General features: G+C 31.8%; 13 protein-coding genes and 3 pseudogenes. 5 read left to right on the forward strand and 11 right to left on the reverse strand.

The window, feature by feature from the left end:
- Nucleotides 1-53: 53 nt before the first annotated feature.
- Nucleotides 54-962: an acyl-ACP desaturase gene (locus F0362_RS29165; protein ID WP_000957106.1), complete on the reverse strand. Its 909-nt coding sequence runs from the start codon at nt 960-962 to the stop codon at nt 54-56.
- A gap of 436 nt (nt 963-1,398) precedes the next feature.
- Between F0362_RS29165 and F0362_RS29170 the strand changes: the two genes are divergently transcribed.
- Nucleotides 1,399-1,707, forward strand: a complete 309-nt coding sequence (locus F0362_RS29170; protein WP_000446158.1) for a hypothetical protein — start codon at nt 1,399-1,401, stop codon at nt 1,705-1,707.
- 283 nt (nt 1,708-1,990) lie between these two features.
- On the opposite strand, the pseudogene F0362_RS31150 reads toward F0362_RS29170, so the two are convergent.
- The 4 genes and pseudogenes from F0362_RS31150 to F0362_RS29195 all read right to left on the reverse strand — a co-directional run.
- Nucleotides 1,991-2,113, reverse strand: a pseudogene (locus tag F0362_RS31150) (recombinase family protein); the annotation flags it as partial.
- 267 nt (nt 2,114-2,380) lie between these two features.
- Nucleotides 2,381-2,839: an NUDIX hydrolase gene (locus F0362_RS29180; protein ID WP_000192937.1), complete on the reverse strand. Its 459-nt coding sequence runs from the start codon at nt 2,837-2,839 to the stop codon at nt 2,381-2,383.
- Between the two features lie 24 nt (nt 2,840-2,863).
- A complete protein-coding gene (locus tag F0362_RS29185) occupies nt 2,864-4,678 on the reverse strand; it encodes a M3 family oligoendopeptidase (RefSeq protein WP_098009806.1) in 1,815 nt (604 codons plus the stop codon).
- Between the two features lie 1,375 nt (nt 4,679-6,053).
- Nucleotides 6,054-7,238 carry an FtsW/RodA/SpoVE family cell cycle protein gene (locus F0362_RS29195; protein ID WP_080609097.1) on the reverse strand — a complete coding sequence of 395 codons (1,185 nt, stop codon included), beginning with the start codon at nt 7,236-7,238 and terminating at the stop codon, nt 6,054-6,056.
- 150 nt (nt 7,239-7,388) lie between these two features.
- On the opposite strand from F0362_RS29195, the pseudogene F0362_RS29200 reads away from it, so the two are divergent.
- A pseudogene (locus F0362_RS29200) lies at nt 7,389-7,475 on the forward strand (IS6 family transposase); the annotation flags it as partial.
- Nucleotides 7,476-7,645: 170 nt separating this feature from the next.
- Here F0362_RS29200 and F0362_RS29205 read toward each other — a convergent pair.
- The 5 genes and pseudogenes from F0362_RS29205 to F0362_RS29225 all read right to left on the reverse strand — a co-directional run bounded on the left by F0362_RS29205 (nt 7,646) and on the right by F0362_RS29225 (nt 13,098).
- A complete protein-coding gene (locus F0362_RS29205; RefSeq protein ID WP_000655506.1) occupies nt 7,646-8,302 on the reverse strand; it encodes a lysozyme family protein in 657 nt (218 codons plus the stop codon).
- Between the two features lie 163 nt (nt 8,303-8,465).
- Entirely contained in the window at nt 8,466-9,575 is a 1,110-nt protein-coding gene (locus F0362_RS29210) for an acyltransferase family protein (RefSeq protein WP_000044247.1), read from the reverse strand.
- Nucleotides 9,576-10,010: 435 nt separating this feature from the next.
- Nucleotides 10,011-10,349, reverse strand: a pseudogene (locus F0362_RS31510) (transglycosylase); the annotation flags it as partial.
- Between the two features lie 63 nt (nt 10,350-10,412).
- On the reverse strand, nt 10,413-12,353 hold the full coding sequence (locus F0362_RS29220; protein ID WP_001011365.1) for an FtsX-like permease family protein: 1,941 nt from the start codon (nt 12,351-12,353) through the stop codon (nt 10,413-10,415).
- Entirely contained in the window at nt 12,328-13,098 is a 771-nt protein-coding gene (locus F0362_RS29225) for an ABC transporter ATP-binding protein (protein WP_080609099.1), read from the reverse strand. Before F0362_RS29225 ends, F0362_RS29220 begins: the two co-directional genes overlap by 26 nt.
- A gap of 611 nt (nt 13,099-13,709) precedes the next feature.
- Between F0362_RS29225 and F0362_RS29235 the strand changes: the two genes are divergently transcribed.
- Entirely contained in the window at nt 13,710-13,964 is a 255-nt protein-coding gene (locus tag F0362_RS29235; protein ID WP_000900580.1) for a SunI/YnzG family protein, read from the forward strand.
- A 119-nt stretch (nt 13,965-14,083) separates the two neighbouring features.
- Here F0362_RS29235 and F0362_RS29240 read toward each other — a convergent pair whose 3' ends face one another.
- Nucleotides 14,084-14,872 (reverse strand): GNAT family N-acetyltransferase, encoded by a 789-nt coding sequence (locus F0362_RS29240; RefSeq protein WP_000202497.1) that lies wholly within the window; start codon nt 14,870-14,872, stop codon nt 14,084-14,086.
- A 366-nt stretch (nt 14,873-15,238) separates the two neighbouring features.
- Between F0362_RS29240 and F0362_RS29250 the strand changes: the two genes are divergently transcribed.
- Both F0362_RS29250 and F0362_RS29255 read left to right on the forward strand, forming a co-directional pair.
- Nucleotides 15,239-15,751, forward strand: coding sequence for a DinB family protein (locus tag F0362_RS29250; protein WP_001016311.1), 513 nt, complete (start codon nt 15,239-15,241; stop codon nt 15,749-15,751).
- A gap of 352 nt (nt 15,752-16,103) precedes the next feature.
- The gene (locus F0362_RS29255) at nt 16,104-16,673 is read left to right on the forward strand and encodes a YdeI/OmpD-associated family protein (RefSeq protein WP_000402104.1); all 570 of its coding nucleotides are present in this window, start codon (nt 16,104-16,106) and stop codon (nt 16,671-16,673) included.
- Nucleotides 16,674-16,755: the final 82 nt, after the last annotated feature.

Here is a 16,755-nt window from a genome sequence, read left to right on the forward strand (position 1 = left end):
TTTCCCATAAAGGTAAGGGAATTTCCCCGCTTATATTCTTAAATCCATACTCATTAACGTAGATCAGTTTTCCCTTGAAACCGGCCAAATCGATCCCGTATTTTTTTCAATCTTATATGGTACTCCAAAATCTCAATTCTTGCTTTTTCTGCTAGAGGGGCAATTGGTCGTAAGTCTTTTAACCCCCAATACTCAACCACTACATCAAGTACTTGATCAAAATATTGTAGTGGTCCATAGTTTGCTTCTTTTGCAATCACAGCCATTCTATTTTCAAAATCAGGCATGACGGCACCTGGCATTTTAAAATTCTTAATCACATTGGCAATATGGTAGCAATAATTAGGTTCTAATTCCAAATGTGTTCGAATGACGTCTCGATAAAACGCATAATGAAGAGTCTCATCTTTGGCGAGACGGCGTAATAATGTAGCAAGATCTGGATCATGCTTACTTGCAACCTTAGCTACATTATTGTAAAACACCATCGTTGCAAGTTCTTGTAGCGTCGTATACGTCATGGCTTCGATTGGTGTATGAAAATCTGGCTCGAATCCACCCTCAACGACTGACTTTCTTAATTCATGTATTCGTTTAGGGTTCACACTTCGAGTGAGTAGTAAATATGTCTCCAATGAATTCGAATGTTGATCCTCTTCTGAAGTCCATGTGTGAATAAAGTCTGTAATAACAGAAAGGGAACCTTTAAAAGTCGCAGATAAATACGTTGTAAACCATGGTAAATTCACTTCTGTTAATAAAGCTGTTTCAATGGCTGTAATTACACCAGATGGAAGAGTAACTTGACTTTCATCCCAAGGAACTCTTTTAAAGTCCATTCCCTTATCCCATGGTAAAAACTCATGATAACCCCAGTCTATCTTCTGTGCTCTTATTTTATGTTGTTCATACAGTTCTTTTAAACGTGGTTCTAATCGGAAATCTAAATCATTTGTTAGCATATAAGTGCCCCCTTTTCTTATCATATAAATAGTCATTCTATATTTACTCTTAAAATTTTCTACAAATAAATATTACGTTCCTTTTTTAAAGTCAAACATAATAAATTTGTAACAAAATTCTTTTAAGAGCGCTATTTTTTTATATAATTTTTTCATATAAAAAGGGATACTGAGGATAACATTCATGGATGAAGATACTCGTCATGTTTTAAATCTTGGTGAGTGTAAAAAGGTGCAAGCCTATAAAGAATCGTTTTATAATAAAGATTGATAGTATTTTATACACACTATCAACTTATTTAGATGTAAAATCCATTTAGCGCTTGAAAAACAAATACAGTTGATGAGATAGCCTTAAACGACAATTCCCAACAAGATTAATATACATTGGCTAAGTTAGACCGAATTTATCACACAAAGGAAAGAGGCGATAAACATGGAGTCAACGGAAGCGCATATGAAGGAAAAACAACGCAGAGAAAAAATAGAAATAATATTCAGCCATATGGTAAAAGGAGAAGGTTATTTTCACGGTTCTTCTTATAAATGGAAAAACATTGTATATCAAAATTATAATAGAATACAACAAAAAGAGTTGGAAATCGAACAAATTATTTCAGAAATGGAAAAAGAAGGGGTCAGTTTTGCGCAGCATCGTTCACTCATACACTATCCCGTCATTGATTTTGTAAAATATATAGCTAAGATTTATAAGGAGCCCCTCAAATACAATAATCATATTTAAAATAAACCTTTATAAAAGGTTTATTTTAAGAGATTTTTAACTATACCCAAAAAAATATAATATTCTTTTTATTCGCAATCCTATTTATTTTTGTTATAATATCAACTATAACGTATTATATTCGTTTGTATATCTTCATATTTTGGGAATTTTATTGCACAAAAAGACAACTCTTAATTGGAGTTGTCTTTTATTTTTTTCAATATACATAATACTATTCTGATGCAAAAAATCAAAGATTCTTACAAGTATAGAAAAAGTAGGATTTTTCATAGTAGAGATGCTACTTTATTTCTTTATATTCCTTCATTATTTTATAAACCGTGTTTTTCTTTAGCTCCAACATTTGCATAAACATGATAGCTGTTATTCCTTCACTTTTCCATATAGAATAAGTTTCTTCTATATGGGGTTACACCCCATTGCTATCAAGCTAATATTTTAAAGCATCCCTAAAACAAAAAAATTGTACATTTTCATCTGGAGATGTCAATTTTCTCGTTTTGGGGGTATTTGCTTTTCTTAGGTTGATGGGCATGGTGTAGCACCAACAAAACGCGAATTTCGTACGCTAAGAAAAATTTTATAAAGAAAAAGCCGATTTCCTATACGTTAAGAAATTGACTTTTGGGATTTCTTTTAAATTAGAATTCTACAATTGGCAAAATAATTATTATTTACCCAATTGTTTATTATAAATATTAATTGAATGTACCTTTTCTGCTAATAAGTTATCTATTATTTGCTTTAATACCCTGGACTCCCTTAGTTCTTTATTATCAAATTTCACTAGCTCATTTATCTTAATCCACTTACTATCTAAGATTTCTTCTTCTTCAAGATACAATGAACCACCAGTAACCTCGGCATTAAAATGAAATAGGATAACTTGAGTGTTTGTACTGCTGATAAAATTATATACACCAGTTGTGCTATTAAGTTTTACATCAAAGCCTGTTTCCTCTTTTACTTCCCTGCAAGCTGAATGGAAAATGTCTTCACCATATTCAATACGTCCACTTGGAAAATTCCACTTCTCAATGGCAGTTGGTTTATTTTCTTTTATTATTAAGACTTTATCATCTTTAAATACTGATATACTAACTACTAAAACAATCCCATTTTGAGTCATTTTATTTCCTCCAGTATTTTATATTTATTGAAACACTTTACTTTGTGAAGAAGTTAATTTTAAGAATTCATTAGCATCTTTAACACATAATTTTATCCCTTTTTCCCAAAAGGTTTCTAATGTGATATCTTCTCCTAAGTGTTTCATTACTAAATCTTCTGTTGACATACTTCCTGAATCACGAAGCAATTTTAAATAGTCTTTTTCAAATTCTTTCCCTTTTTCTTTTGCGTTTGCAAATATACTTAATGCAAATAAATATCCAAATGTATATGGGAAATTGTAAAAAGGAGACTGTGTAATGTAATAATGTGGTGTCCATATCCATGAATGGAGTGAAGCATTATCAAGGGAACCAGCATACCCTATATCTATTGCTTCTTGCATTATTTCATTTAAGCGTGATGATGAAACAACTCCCTTTTTACGTTCCTCATAAAATTTCATTTCAAACAAAAATCTAGAATGAATATTCATAAAATTCATGACGCTACGCTTTAATTTCTCATCAAGTAAAAACAATTTTTCATCAGTAGATCCCGCTTTTTTCATTGCAGCATCTAAAATAATCATCTCAGAAAACGTTGAAGCAGTTTCGGCAATACTCATTGGATATTGTTTATTCATTCCATTAATAGGTTTCATCGCATGGTTATGAAAAGCATGACCTAACTCATGAACTAGTGTTAATAGATTTGTAAACGTACCGTCGTATGTCATAAAAACTCTTGATTCCTTCGAAAGTGGAAACCCAGCACAAAAAGCAACAGCTGACTTATTAGAGCGATTTTCTGATTCTATCCAACCCTTATTGAAAGCCTGTTTAGCGAAATCCTCTAATTCCGTTCCAAATTGACTAAAATGCTCCAATATAAAATCAACAGCATCTTCATATTCTATTTTTGCATCACTCTTTGTAACAGGTGCCCAAAAGTTAAAAGATTTCATTTTTTCATGACCATTCATTTTTGCTTTTTGATTTAAGTAGTTAGTGAAGGGGGTTTTGAATTTACGAACCGCAGACCACATTGCATTTAGCGTTTCCTTTTTCATACGGTTTTTCATTAAGGGTTCTTCTATTACATTATCTAAGCCACAATTTTTGTAAACTTGTAATCGAAATCCTGCAATATGATTTAATATTTTCGCAAATAAATCTTCGTTTTCTCTCCACTTATTTTCTAAAGCAGTATGAGATTCTTTACGAACTTCTTCATTAGGATGTGAACGTAAATTTATAGCTTGTCCCACTGATAATTCTTTTTGTTGACCATTTATTTGAACTTTAATTCTAATATTGCTCATAAACGAATTATAAAATTGCCCCCAAGCATGATACCCATCTACCATAAGGCCCGACACTAAATTTTGTTCTTCATCTGAAAGTTTCATCTTAGTATCTTTACGCCATTCATTTAGTATGAACTTGTAATTTGCTAAAACACCAGTATTAAGTAGGTCCGCCCACAAACATTGATTCGTTTTTATTAAAGGATTTTTCACTTTATTCAATGCAGATTCAAAACGAGTATGTATTTTTGTTATTTCTCCTTTTAAAGTTATAGCATGTTGATCCTTAGGATTTTGAGCAAGAAGACAGGTTATAAAAGAATTAGATTGTGATATATAAATTTGAATTTCTCCTATGTAATCAAGTAAATCTGCAACTTTTTCTGATTCATTTATGTTTCGCGGGGTATTAAAAAAATTTAGTTTGTCTTCAAATTTATTGACTTTAACATCTAAATCTTTTATATGTTCACTTAATTGAGACGATTTACTTCCACCTGGGAATAGATTATCTAAGTTCCAAACTTGCGAATATTTTGTTTCTTCCAATTATTTCTCCCCCTTAAATTATAATAACCCTACAACGACCGACCGACCGACCGAACGTACATTCTTTATTTTATCATATCCTAGAGTGTTATTTCATTATTTTACTCAAATGCTTTAAGTACATTTCTTTTTACTCCCCCAATCAATGCACCATAAATATCCATATTGATTATGTATTAAACACTATTAATAGTTCTAAAAACGACCATTTAAGGAGCTTTATTTAGTTCTAACAAAACTGAAAGAAATATGGTAAAAAAACAGTTCTTAAACTCATTACCATGAACAATCTCCCATAACAAACATTAAATGTAGCTTTGTTAATCTCGATATCCACTTTCAATTTACCAACTTCGAATTTTTATTTTCATCTGCCCCACTCTCCTTTTTGATTTGATAAATCATTTTAGTTAATCGGACAAATAAATATAATTCGTAAGCTGTTCGAGTATTTTTATGTAAAAGGAATAACTGTTCATAACCACCCAAATAAAAGTGTTTTGAATGTATACTTTTTTGGAGTTTTGGATTATTTATAACTAATTTTGTAATAAATTTCTCAATATAGATATACTTGTTAATTATGGATCTAATATTCAAAATTAACAAAAGATAAATTATAATAAAAATATGATGGTTATCCTTTTGTTTACTCCTTGTGCTAAAGATAGGATCCTTTTCCCGGATCTTGTCTTTTTATTTTTGGATTTTAGATACAAAAAAGAATCCTTACTGGCTTAAGGATTCTGCAACAGGAATATTCTTTATTTTTCTTCGATATCATCTGGTATTAAATATATAAAATCTGCACCCGGTGATGGAAAGTTGTTCTTTTCACCTTTCATCCTTACAAAGAGCAAAACCTCTCCTGACCATAATTTGTAGATTTATCGTTTTCCGACAGAAGACTCCTTCCTCAAAAATGTGAAGGTGTGAAACACCAATTTTAGGTGGGAGATGAATTTCGGTTGGCATAGGCCAACATGTTTGCTATCATTTACTTGTACAGATTGCTCTTTGAAAACTGAAGATATGAGGTTGGTTGCAGACAAACGTTGCAACCGTAAAATCTTCAACGTTCTATCGCCCACACTTGCCGAAGTTGCGAAAACCAAGCTAAAGTAGGGAGTGTGGTGAGTCAACGTACAAGATACTTATGTTCTCACCGTAGGGACTACGGATAGAGCCTGCTAAGATAACCGGTGGATAATCGGTGTTCGCAGGAATCTCCCACTTCAAACAGTCCGTTAGGACGTTAAGTGGTGAGTAGTTCAATATTCTCTTCCCTCTGTCTATTAACAATACTTGATTATAACTCTTTCATCTCGTGTTATTCTACGAATAGTTTAAGGTATAAGTACTTCTTATTTAATATTTAGTGCTGATTCACTGAAAACATATATTCTTTGTATGTTTTTCGTGTGGATAGAATAAGCCCCATCATTAGCATGTTCGAAAATAAAGAGCTTCCGCCATATGATAAAAATGGAAGTGCAATACCTTTGACAGGCATTAATCCCACAATCATACCGATATTTTGAAAAAATTGTAACATCAGAACGCCTACTATTCCTGCGCATAGTAAGGTGCCGAATAAATTATTTGCGGAATTACCAATTATAAGTATTCGGGAAAGCAGTAAGAAGAATATGCATATTATAAAAGTGGCAACTATAAAACCGCCTTCTTCGGCAATTGTGGCAAAAATGAAATCAGTATGTTTTTCTGGAATATAAACATTTCCAGAACCGAAGCCTTTTCCTTCTACCCCTCCACTACCAACAGCTAAAAGTGATTGTTGAGTTTGATATCCCTGATCTGTATGCTGAAATGGATCTAACCAGCCTAAAATTCGCGATTGTTGGTGAGGCTTTAATAAAGTAACTAACTTATTGAAGAAAATATCTGGATATTTCAAGTATATAAATATTAAAGCAGACAATACAGTCATTGGAATTCCTGCACATAGTACGATTAACTTTTTTTGAATTCCTGACATAAATATAATACATGCAATGGCTGCTATATATAGGAACACCATTCCCGTATCGGGTTGACTATATACAAGTAACGCTGGTGGAATAGATATCAAAAATATTTTACCAATCAAAAGTAAATCAGTTTGAAATGTCCGTGCCATATACTGTGCATTATGTTTTACAACTAAACTTGCGACCAGAAGAAGTAAGGCAAGCTTAAAAAATTCAGCTGGTTGCGTAGCACCAATAATTGGAAATCTAAACCATCTTTTTGCACCTGATATTTCAGGTGTAAAACTTGATACTGGTAATACCTTTAAGATGATAATTGAGATGAACCCCACAATATAAATCGGCCAAGCTAATTTTTGTAATTGATCTAAATCGAGATTGGCAACAATTAATAATAAAACAAATCCGATGGCGTAATTTACCATTTGTTTCATAGCAAAATTTTGGTTACCATATTGCCCGGTTTGCTGACTACTGTATATTGCAACAATACTGGTGATACATAATATGAATAAAATGAATATTAGTTTCTTATCTAATTTTTTTAAAAAAACTATTTTTTCCACCATTACCCCCCTAGACATTTTTGTATTTACTTTTTATAGGAACTATCCTGTTTTTTATGTGTACATTAACATTTATTAATATTTTACAATAATAAGGATAGATTGAACATTCTCAAAATTATCCATACTGATTAGACTACTTTAAAAAGGTCTATGATTAGTGTGGATGAGGAAAGTTTATTTAAATGGAGACATTATCAACCTAATATTATTTTGTTGAACGTGAAACGGTACCTACGGTAAAACCTAAATTTTTGTGACTTGGTGGAGTGCTTTTTAAATCCTATCTACTTTGCATGAGTCACTCCAAACCTATCTGAACCAGACATGTAGTCAGACTATTTTTAGAATACGGGTATCACTATGACCTGATTTAATAGATCCCTCACATGAATCTTAAAGCTCTTACATTAAAAATTTTCTGAATTAAATTTTGGATTTTTTCGGAGAAGTTCTTCAATAAGTTTTGCTTTTTCATTCACCTTTGTTGCATATGTGAAATCACCATAACAATATGGATACCTAAAATTATTTTTATTTCCACCACAAGTGTACATCTCTGGATTTTGATCAACTTTCATCTTAGAAAAATTTTTGGCCGAATCTTCCGAGTGTTGTTTAACTTCTTGACTCGCAATAAAATCAATATACCCTGGTCCCATATTATAGCTTTGAATAATTGTATCCATGCTAACATCTTTTTCCGTTCCATATTTGTACATTTGAGCAAAGTGTTTTACCCCTTGTTTAATGCTCAAGCTTGTCTCTTGAATTTCATTTGGCTTTAATCCCAGTGATTCAGAAGACTGCATAGGGTCGTTTCCCTCACCTCTACTCTCTTGGTACATAATTCCTAATAAAACTGCTGTTTTCTCTCCCAAATTATATTTTTCTAATTCTTTTTTCAAGGTGAGCTCATATTGCAATAAGCGTTTTTCGGCAGCAATCACTTTATTTCTTTGAATATTGGTTTTATGTTTAACATAAAATATTCCAAGCATGGTTCCTAAACCTAAAATACTAATATAGAATAATATAATAAATCGTGTTTTAATCGTATCCTTCATACACTCCTCCTCCTCGTATTAAAAATTCGTACCTTTTCGGACTTAAAATTATTTCTTTTCGGTGCAAAGTTTAATATAGAAATTTAAAGAAAAACAACCGCCTGAATTGGAGGATTTTTCAAAGCGGGTTATTCTTTGAATCGTTTCCGTCCCCCTACAAATGTCACACTTTTTTTTTGAACTTTGCTGTTCTTTGTTTTGCCCAATTGATACATTTCTTTTCAATTAAATGATACGATAATATAGAACAAAGTATTGTCGTTGTAATACATAAGATAAGAAGAAAAAGGGTGGGTATCTTTGCATACAAAAGTTTAAAGAGTACCATCGTGATTGGAAAATGACATAAATAGATACTATATGAAATTTCCCCTAAGTATACAAATACACCCTTATTTAAAATAGCTTTTACCTTTAGGTTATTCATTGCCATAATGATTATTATACTAACACCAATGACCACACCCCAATCTTTTAATAAGAAAGTAGTATCATTACTAGAAAGCCCATAAATCATAATGGAATATAGATATAGAAAGACCCCTAATGCGATAAGAAGTTTTCTGTTTAAGTTTTTCATACTTCTATATAATTGAGTAAGTTCTTCCTGATGTTTAAAAAGTAGCATTCCAACCATAAACATAGATGTGAAATGCAGTGTATCGGCATAACCATTATAAAACCCCTCAGCTTTCCCAATATGCAACATATTAAGGAAAATACCAATTAAAGAAAAGCTCATAGCAAACAGTATCGTTTTCTTCCAACTCTGTTTATAAAACAGAAGGAATAACAAGGGAAATACGATAGATATACGCATTTCTTGAGCTAATGACCAGATAACCGGATTATAATTATCCGTAAAAAAGTTATTAAGAAGTACAAAGTGATTCATCATATCTAATTTTGTTATTGGCCCTTGCCACTTATCATAGAACCAATCTCGTAGTCCCGTAACTTCATATGGTGAAAACAAAATAAATAAAGCAAAAGTGATGAATATCCAAAAATAATAAGGGATATAGATTCGTACAAATCGCTTAATTAAATATCCCCAATAATTTGTTTTTGAATGATAGAGTGCCATAGATAGCACAAAACCACTGAGTACATAAAAAACGATTACAGCTTCCCCACCAGCCCATAAAAACCTAAGCGGGGAAAATTTAATAGAATTAGGCAACGATGGTAGCATTAAACAAAAGTGTCCAAATACCACTGTGATAGCCGCTAGTCCTCGTATTGAGTCTAATTCGTTTATTCTCTTACTCATAAAGTATTCTCCTTGTAAATTGTAGTTTTTATTATTAATATAGATGACTATACTAGTGTGGTAAGCAAAGTAAATATATTGTGTTTATTTTTCGTTAAACTCCCGATATAAACGCTACAAAAAATTGTGTATCTTTTAAAGAGCTTTTTCATATTTATACATAAATTATAGAATAAATATAGAAAGATAAAAGAAATTTTATCTAAAGTTTTTTTTAAGGTTTTATTAAGGTTTTATTCTAATTTATTGACACACATAAACATATTTACTTATTTTAAAAGTTATTTTGCTGTTAATATAGACCACTGAATTGTACATATTGTGCTTATGCTTCTTTAAATTCCTGATATAAGCAGTACAAAGTCAATCTGTGCATCTTTTGAAGAGAATTTTCGTCTTTAAGCATGAATTATATAATAATAATCGTTAAAAATTTCATTCTAGAACATTGTATTGTCGTTTAGAAAGCATTATAAAACTCTTTTCTAAACCCTTGTTATAGTTTGTCTGTTTCTCTGTCCATTGAACACTCTTATTACCAGGCCAACCTGAGGTATTAATAACATGCTTTAATAGGTCTGGTCCTTTTAAACTTTTCTGTAAACCACGGTTATATGCACGTGTCATATTAGTTATTGCAATTCGAGTATAGGTTTCTGCATTTTTCAAATCTTCGTTCGTTAAATCTCTGGGTGCTACTCCACCTCGATGGAGTAGAAACAGTCCAAGGGATGTGCCCTGATTTCCAACTGCATTTAGATCAAACTTACTTTCAAGGTGCATATCCAAGCATAATTAGTGATTGAGTATGCACCTTCAATTTTTTGTTTCTCTTTTTTATGAATATATTTTTGTACATATGCGTTTTATATAGTGATTTCTAATAATAAGGAAGTAAATAATTTGCATACAAATAAAGCTTACTAATACAACAATTGAGCTTTGAATAACGGACAGTTCCCTACTTACTGTTTGTCCTAATTGGTGAAAAGTTATAAATGCAAAACTGCTGTGAACCATAGCCGCTACAATCGGCAAGAAAAATAGAATTATCATTTGTCTTGTCACAATTTGCTTTAACTCTTTTTGTCTTAAACCTAATTTTGAAAGCATCTGATATTGCTCTTTATCACGTTCTAAATCAGTAAATAGACGGAAATATAGAAAGCTTAGTGTAAATACGAAAAATACAATCCCCACCAATACACTTGAAATAGAAAGTAATCCATTTTGTTGTTTCAGTTCAAGCCATTTTGAATACAAAGAAGAAAAGGCATAATAATCCTCTTGACTCGTACCAATGAACTTCATAAGTTTTGTAGAAATTGCACTTGTTTCAGGCCAATTTTTTATGATAAAACCATATATGGTATAATCTCGGAGTACGCCTTCTTGTTGTACACTTAGAACTTTACTGTAAACAGCATCAGAGACAATAAAAGGGTTGTCAATCTCGGCGAATTCTGGGATATAAATTGTTTTTTGAACAGAAATTGGTACTTCTACTTCTTTTAATTCAAATGTTTTTCTATCCTCTGCACTTGTTTGGTTTTTCTTTGGTAGTATTGCGATACTTTCATTTTCATTTGTTAATTTTTCTATTTCATACCCTAATTTTTTAGCGTATTCATTATACGTAGAAATATTAATTAACATCAACCCGTTTTGTGCCCTTTTAAATTTTGTTGCTACAAGTTTATAATAAAATCCAGATTCTTTTAATTGTTTCTTTATCTCTTCAATATGGGATTTTTCTTGTGTATTTCCCTTATCCGATCGATAGGTAAATGCATATGGGGTCGCACTTTTTGCCAATTCAGGATTTGCGATTGCCGTACAAACTCCAATTGCTGTAAATGATACAGCTGATATAATTGTAACGATAAAGAACGTTCTCGCATTATCTTTCATTCGGAACGCTAATTCTGAAATAACAAGGAGATTGGTTCTTTTAAAGAATGTAGTTTCTCTATTTTTTAAAGTGTATATCACATATACACACAATTGAGTAAAGAAAAAATAGGTTCCAAATACAATTAATAAGACACCTACACCTACGAGTAGGAATAATTGATTCAAACTACTCACGTAATGCACCGCGACGATACAGTAGTGGACAGCGGAGTAACCTGCTCCAATTAAGATCATTGCTAACAAGGATATCCAAACGGACGCTTTCGGCTCAGGTTTTGGTTTTTCCTCTGATTTTATGAGTTCTACAAGCTCATTCATATTCAACATTTTTGATGTAAATAATGAAATGAGTAGGAATAAAACAAAAAAGGAAAGAGCTGTTACTCCCATAGACTTTAATGGGAAGTAAAATGATAACGTATGCTCTACTCCTAATAAAGACCCACTAACTAGTAAAAATAATTTAGAAAAAACCATCCCAAGTCCAATGCCTGCTAGTATAGACGGGATTCCAATCAACATATTTTCGAAAAAAATTAATCGATGAAGCTGTTTATGAGACATTCCATGTAACATTAATAATCCAAACTCTTTTTTTCTATTTTTTAAAAATGCGCTAACAGAATAGAAAATAAATAGAAAAGAGAAAACAAAGATTAAGTAATACGATAGTTGAAATCCTATTTTCCCAAATGTATTCATTATGGTACTTGCATGAGTCAGTTCCCCTTGTAGATTCGGATGAAAGACAAGTAGCCCATAAGTAAAGAAAATCATTACCGCAAATGTACTACTAAAAAAATGGCCAAGATATATTCGTTTATTCCGTATAACATTATTAAATGCGAGCTGTCGAAAATTCATTTTTGTTCCCTCCTAACATAGAAAGAATGTCCATAATATTTTGATAAAATAACGAACGATTGTCATTGTAGAAAATTTCATTATATAACTGTCCATCTTTAATAAAAATAACGCGGTCACAGTAACTTGCAGCAACTGGATCGTGCGTTACTAACATCATTGTTGCCTTTTCCTCTTTATTTAATTGTGTTAATATCTCCATTACATCTTGGGAAGCCTTAGAATCTAAGTTTCCTGTTGGCTCATCGGCAAGAACCAATTTAGGATAATGAATGAGTGCACGGGCAATCGCTGTTCGCTGTGCTTGTCCTCCTGATATTTCATATGTTCGTTTATTTAAAATTTCACTGATTCCTAATTTTTTTGAAATAGATTCTACTCGTTTATTTATTCTTTTCACATTCATGCCATCTAATACGAGCGGAAGAACCATATTCTCTTTTACTGTTAATGTATGCAACAGGTTAAAGGATTGAAAGACGAACCCTAATTCCTGTCTGCGAAATACGGCCAAATCATTGGGTGATAGTTGATAAGGATTTTTACTATTAATGAATACACTGCCTGATGTTGGCGAGTCAATAGTAGAAATCATATTCAATAACGTTGTTTTCCCACTACCAGAAGGACCCATAATCCCAACAAATTCTCCTTCTGTAATTGTTAAATTAATATTTGAAAGTGCTGTATGTGAAACCTTTCCTGTGTATTCTTTACTAAGATCTTTTACTTTTACTATTTTCATATGAGAAATCCCCTCCAAATATACAAACTAAGTATGAGCGCTGATAGATGATGCCTGCCGACATTTTTCCTTTTTTTAAAATACGAATAATTTTCTATTAATTGATGGTCTAGTTTCGTATTTCCTTATTTAGCCTGTAATTCTTAATCGAATGTTTTAAGCACTAAAATAACTTGATATCGTACCTCAGAATTTTTATGAATGTTTCTGTTTTCATTGTAGTATTAAGATTGTTATTCTCATATTGAATTACCTTTCATTTTTCTTACACGCTTGCAATGTTTCTGAAAATACAGTTTATAGAGTCTGCAGCCAAGATTCTTTTTTGGGAGATAGCAAAGAGGGATTTATCATATGCACTTTACTATACGGAACTAGATTTCTGTATAGTTTTTATTTGCAATTCATTGTGTTTTTCTTTACCAAACACGTATCAAAATCAATATTATGAAAGTAAACTACTGGCTAAAAGTTTACATTGGGAAATAGATAAAAAATTTTTAATTCATATCATTAACAAACATAAATGTTCAATAAACATACTTAATTACAAATGCAATTATTTGATTTATAATTATATTTAGAAAATAGAATGGAAAGGTCTTGATAATATGTTGGGTATTGATGTTATAAAAACAACAGAGGAATTAATTATTAAATGGCAATTGGCAAAAGTTAATATTCCACTAAATGAAATTATTGAAGTTACTGAAGATGATACTTATGCTGGCGTTGAAAAAAATGATGCAATTCGAATTGGGACACCTTATGCTACAACTGATCGCATCTTAATTAAAACTAAAAAGGAAGATTATGTATTATTTACTACTAATAAAGTTTCAATTTTAAATAAAATAAATGCTTAATAACTTGATTGGTTTAATATAATTCTTTAGAAAAAAGGCGACTAATGTAAAGTCGTCTTTTTTCTTTCAATACACTTGTTAACTTAATATTTTTCTTTAACAAAATGAGTTGATTTTTTCTATCCCTCGTGAATTTCTTTAATACTTTTTCCTTCTAAAAATGCATGTCCTGTTTTAATTTTTTCTACTGTTTCAAATCCATACTTTTCATACACTTTTTCTACTTTTTCGTTAATTGGAATCACCCAAAGATTATCTAGTCCTCTATTCATTACTTCACTTTGAATAAAATGAATAAGTTCACCTATTAACCCTTTACCTCTAAACTTTTCAATTGTAGCTACACTTTCCATTCGGGCCTGTTTTTCATGTTCAAAAATACAAGCGATGGAACATGCTACTCCATTGTATCTAAGTAAATAGTGAGTGAATGCTGGATGTTGGAATTCCCCTTGAAAAGCTTTTTTTCTAACTTCGCCTCCTCCAAACTCTTTTATATTACATTCAATATCTAAAGCTTCTTCAAAGTTTAATTCAGTCACCTTTTCAATAGTAACTTTTTCATTTTTATCTTTTTTAGTTAATTTCTTATTCCATAATTGGACTGGATTTATTAATTCTTCAAATCCAAAATTCTTTATTTGTAATTCAGAAATCAGTTTTTCTTGCATATCTAAGTTGTATATATAAAATCTAGGTACTATATTTTTAGTCTTATAGAAATGGACTACTTCATCTACTATTATTTGTGGATCTAAGCTTACTACACTTACATGTGCATGATTCGCATCATAATAATACGGATTACTTTCATTACAAAATATAGAACCCCATGATTTCTCTATTCGGCTAGTAAAGGTTTCAAGATATGCAAAATCAAGCTCAAGAACATTTTTTAAACTAGTCATACAATATTCCCTCTTCTCTTTTATTTCTTCAATATCTTCTATACATTATTATACATTTAAATATTTTAATTTTCAGTTTTTTCTAAACTATTTCTCATACCCTTCAAAAAATAAAAGTTTACATTGGAGTTTTGAATCATTTATAACTAATTTTGTAATGAATTTCTCAATATAGATATATTTAGTAATTACGGTTCCAATATTCAAAATTAATAAAAATTGGAGTATTATAAAAATATGATGGTTATTCCTTTTGTTTACTCCTTGTGCTAAAGATAAGATTGTGTTCCCGATCTTATCTTTTTTTATTATAACTATAGAAACAAAATCAAATCTATGAAAAGTCAAAAGGAGACGATACGAATTATGAATCATCCAATAGAAATGTATAACTACCACACATGGGCGAACCAAACGATTCTTGGGAGAATCAAGGAACTCCCGTCCGCTATGCTGAGTCAAGAAGTGAACAGCTCGTTTCCCACCATCGCCCATGCCCTTAGTCATATCTATGCGGTTGATAAGATGTGGTATCTGGTTTTAACAGGCACTGGAATGCAAGAGGCGCTGCATGCATGCATACCCTTGAATGAGAGTATTCTGTCTTCTGTAGATGAATACTCTCATAACTTTGCCGAGTTAGAGGAACAATACAGGGAATGGTTCCGAAGCCAGACCGATTTGGAGCAAACCATTCTGCTTGACAATCCATTTGCCAGCATCCGCCAAACACGGTTGTCGGAAATTGTACTGCATGTGGTCAATCACGGGACCTATCACAGAGGCAATGTTTCTACAATGTTGCGTCAGTTGGGCCACGCATCTACCATGAACGATTATTCACTTTATTGGTATCAGGAATCTACGAAATCAATTTAATCTCTGACGTCGAGAGAGTATGTCGATGATATCCAATCCCGTTTTCTGTACAACGGACAGGAGAACTTCGATATGATGAAATGACATCATCAGTATCTAAATCCTCAGCAGGAACGTATGAAAAATCGTTTTAAAGTCTTGGTTAAGGCACTGAACGTTGCTTTGAATTTAATCAATTCAGTCTAAAAAGGTCGATATTTCTGAGAACAGAGAAATCGACCTTTTTACTGCTTGTAAAATGAATATATGTATCATTACACTCTCTTGCTTATAACTTCAATATTGACTAGAATCAAAGGTTGTATAATGAATATAATTACTTTCCATACTTAGAAAGGAGATTGTTTTATCTATGGAAATTGAAAATCTAATTCCAATAAATTCGAGAGACGATTTAAGGGTTTGGCTACAAGAAAATTGTACAACTGAAAAATTTTGTTGGGTAGTAGTTAGTATGAAACCAACCCCAGATACGTTGCTATATTTGGACGCGGTCGAAGAATCTTTGTGCTTTGGATGGATTGATGGAGTCAAAAAGAAAATATCTGAAACCCAACTGGCGCAGAGACTGTCTCCTAGAAGCAAAAAAAGTTCATGGACTGAATTGAATAAAGAACGTGTCCGCCGCCTCGAAAAGTTGGAGTTAATGAGAGACGAGGGAAGAAGGGTACTTCCTGATATGGATTACGATTCTATTAAAATAGATAGGGTTATAGAGGAACGGCTAAAAGAGGACGGGCAAGTATATGGAAACTTTTTGGAATTTCCAGCTCTTTATAAAAGAATTCGGATTGACACGATACAAAGCAATAAAAATCAGCCAGAATTATTTAAGAGTAGATTAGACAAATTTATAACAAACACTAAAAGAAATAAAATGTACGGTCAATGGCATGATAATGGACGCCTATTAGATTATTAAGGTGCGCTAAATCGAATAGATATGAATTGTTTGTTAAGTTGGTGCTATAAGTAAACGGCAATAACCCACCCCTATCGGCTGA

Origin of the sequence: Bacillus sp. BS98, assembly GCF_008432245.1 — a bacterium.
Classification (GTDB): domain Bacteria; phylum Bacillota; class Bacilli; order Bacillales; family Bacillaceae_G; genus Bacillus_A; species Bacillus_A toyonensis.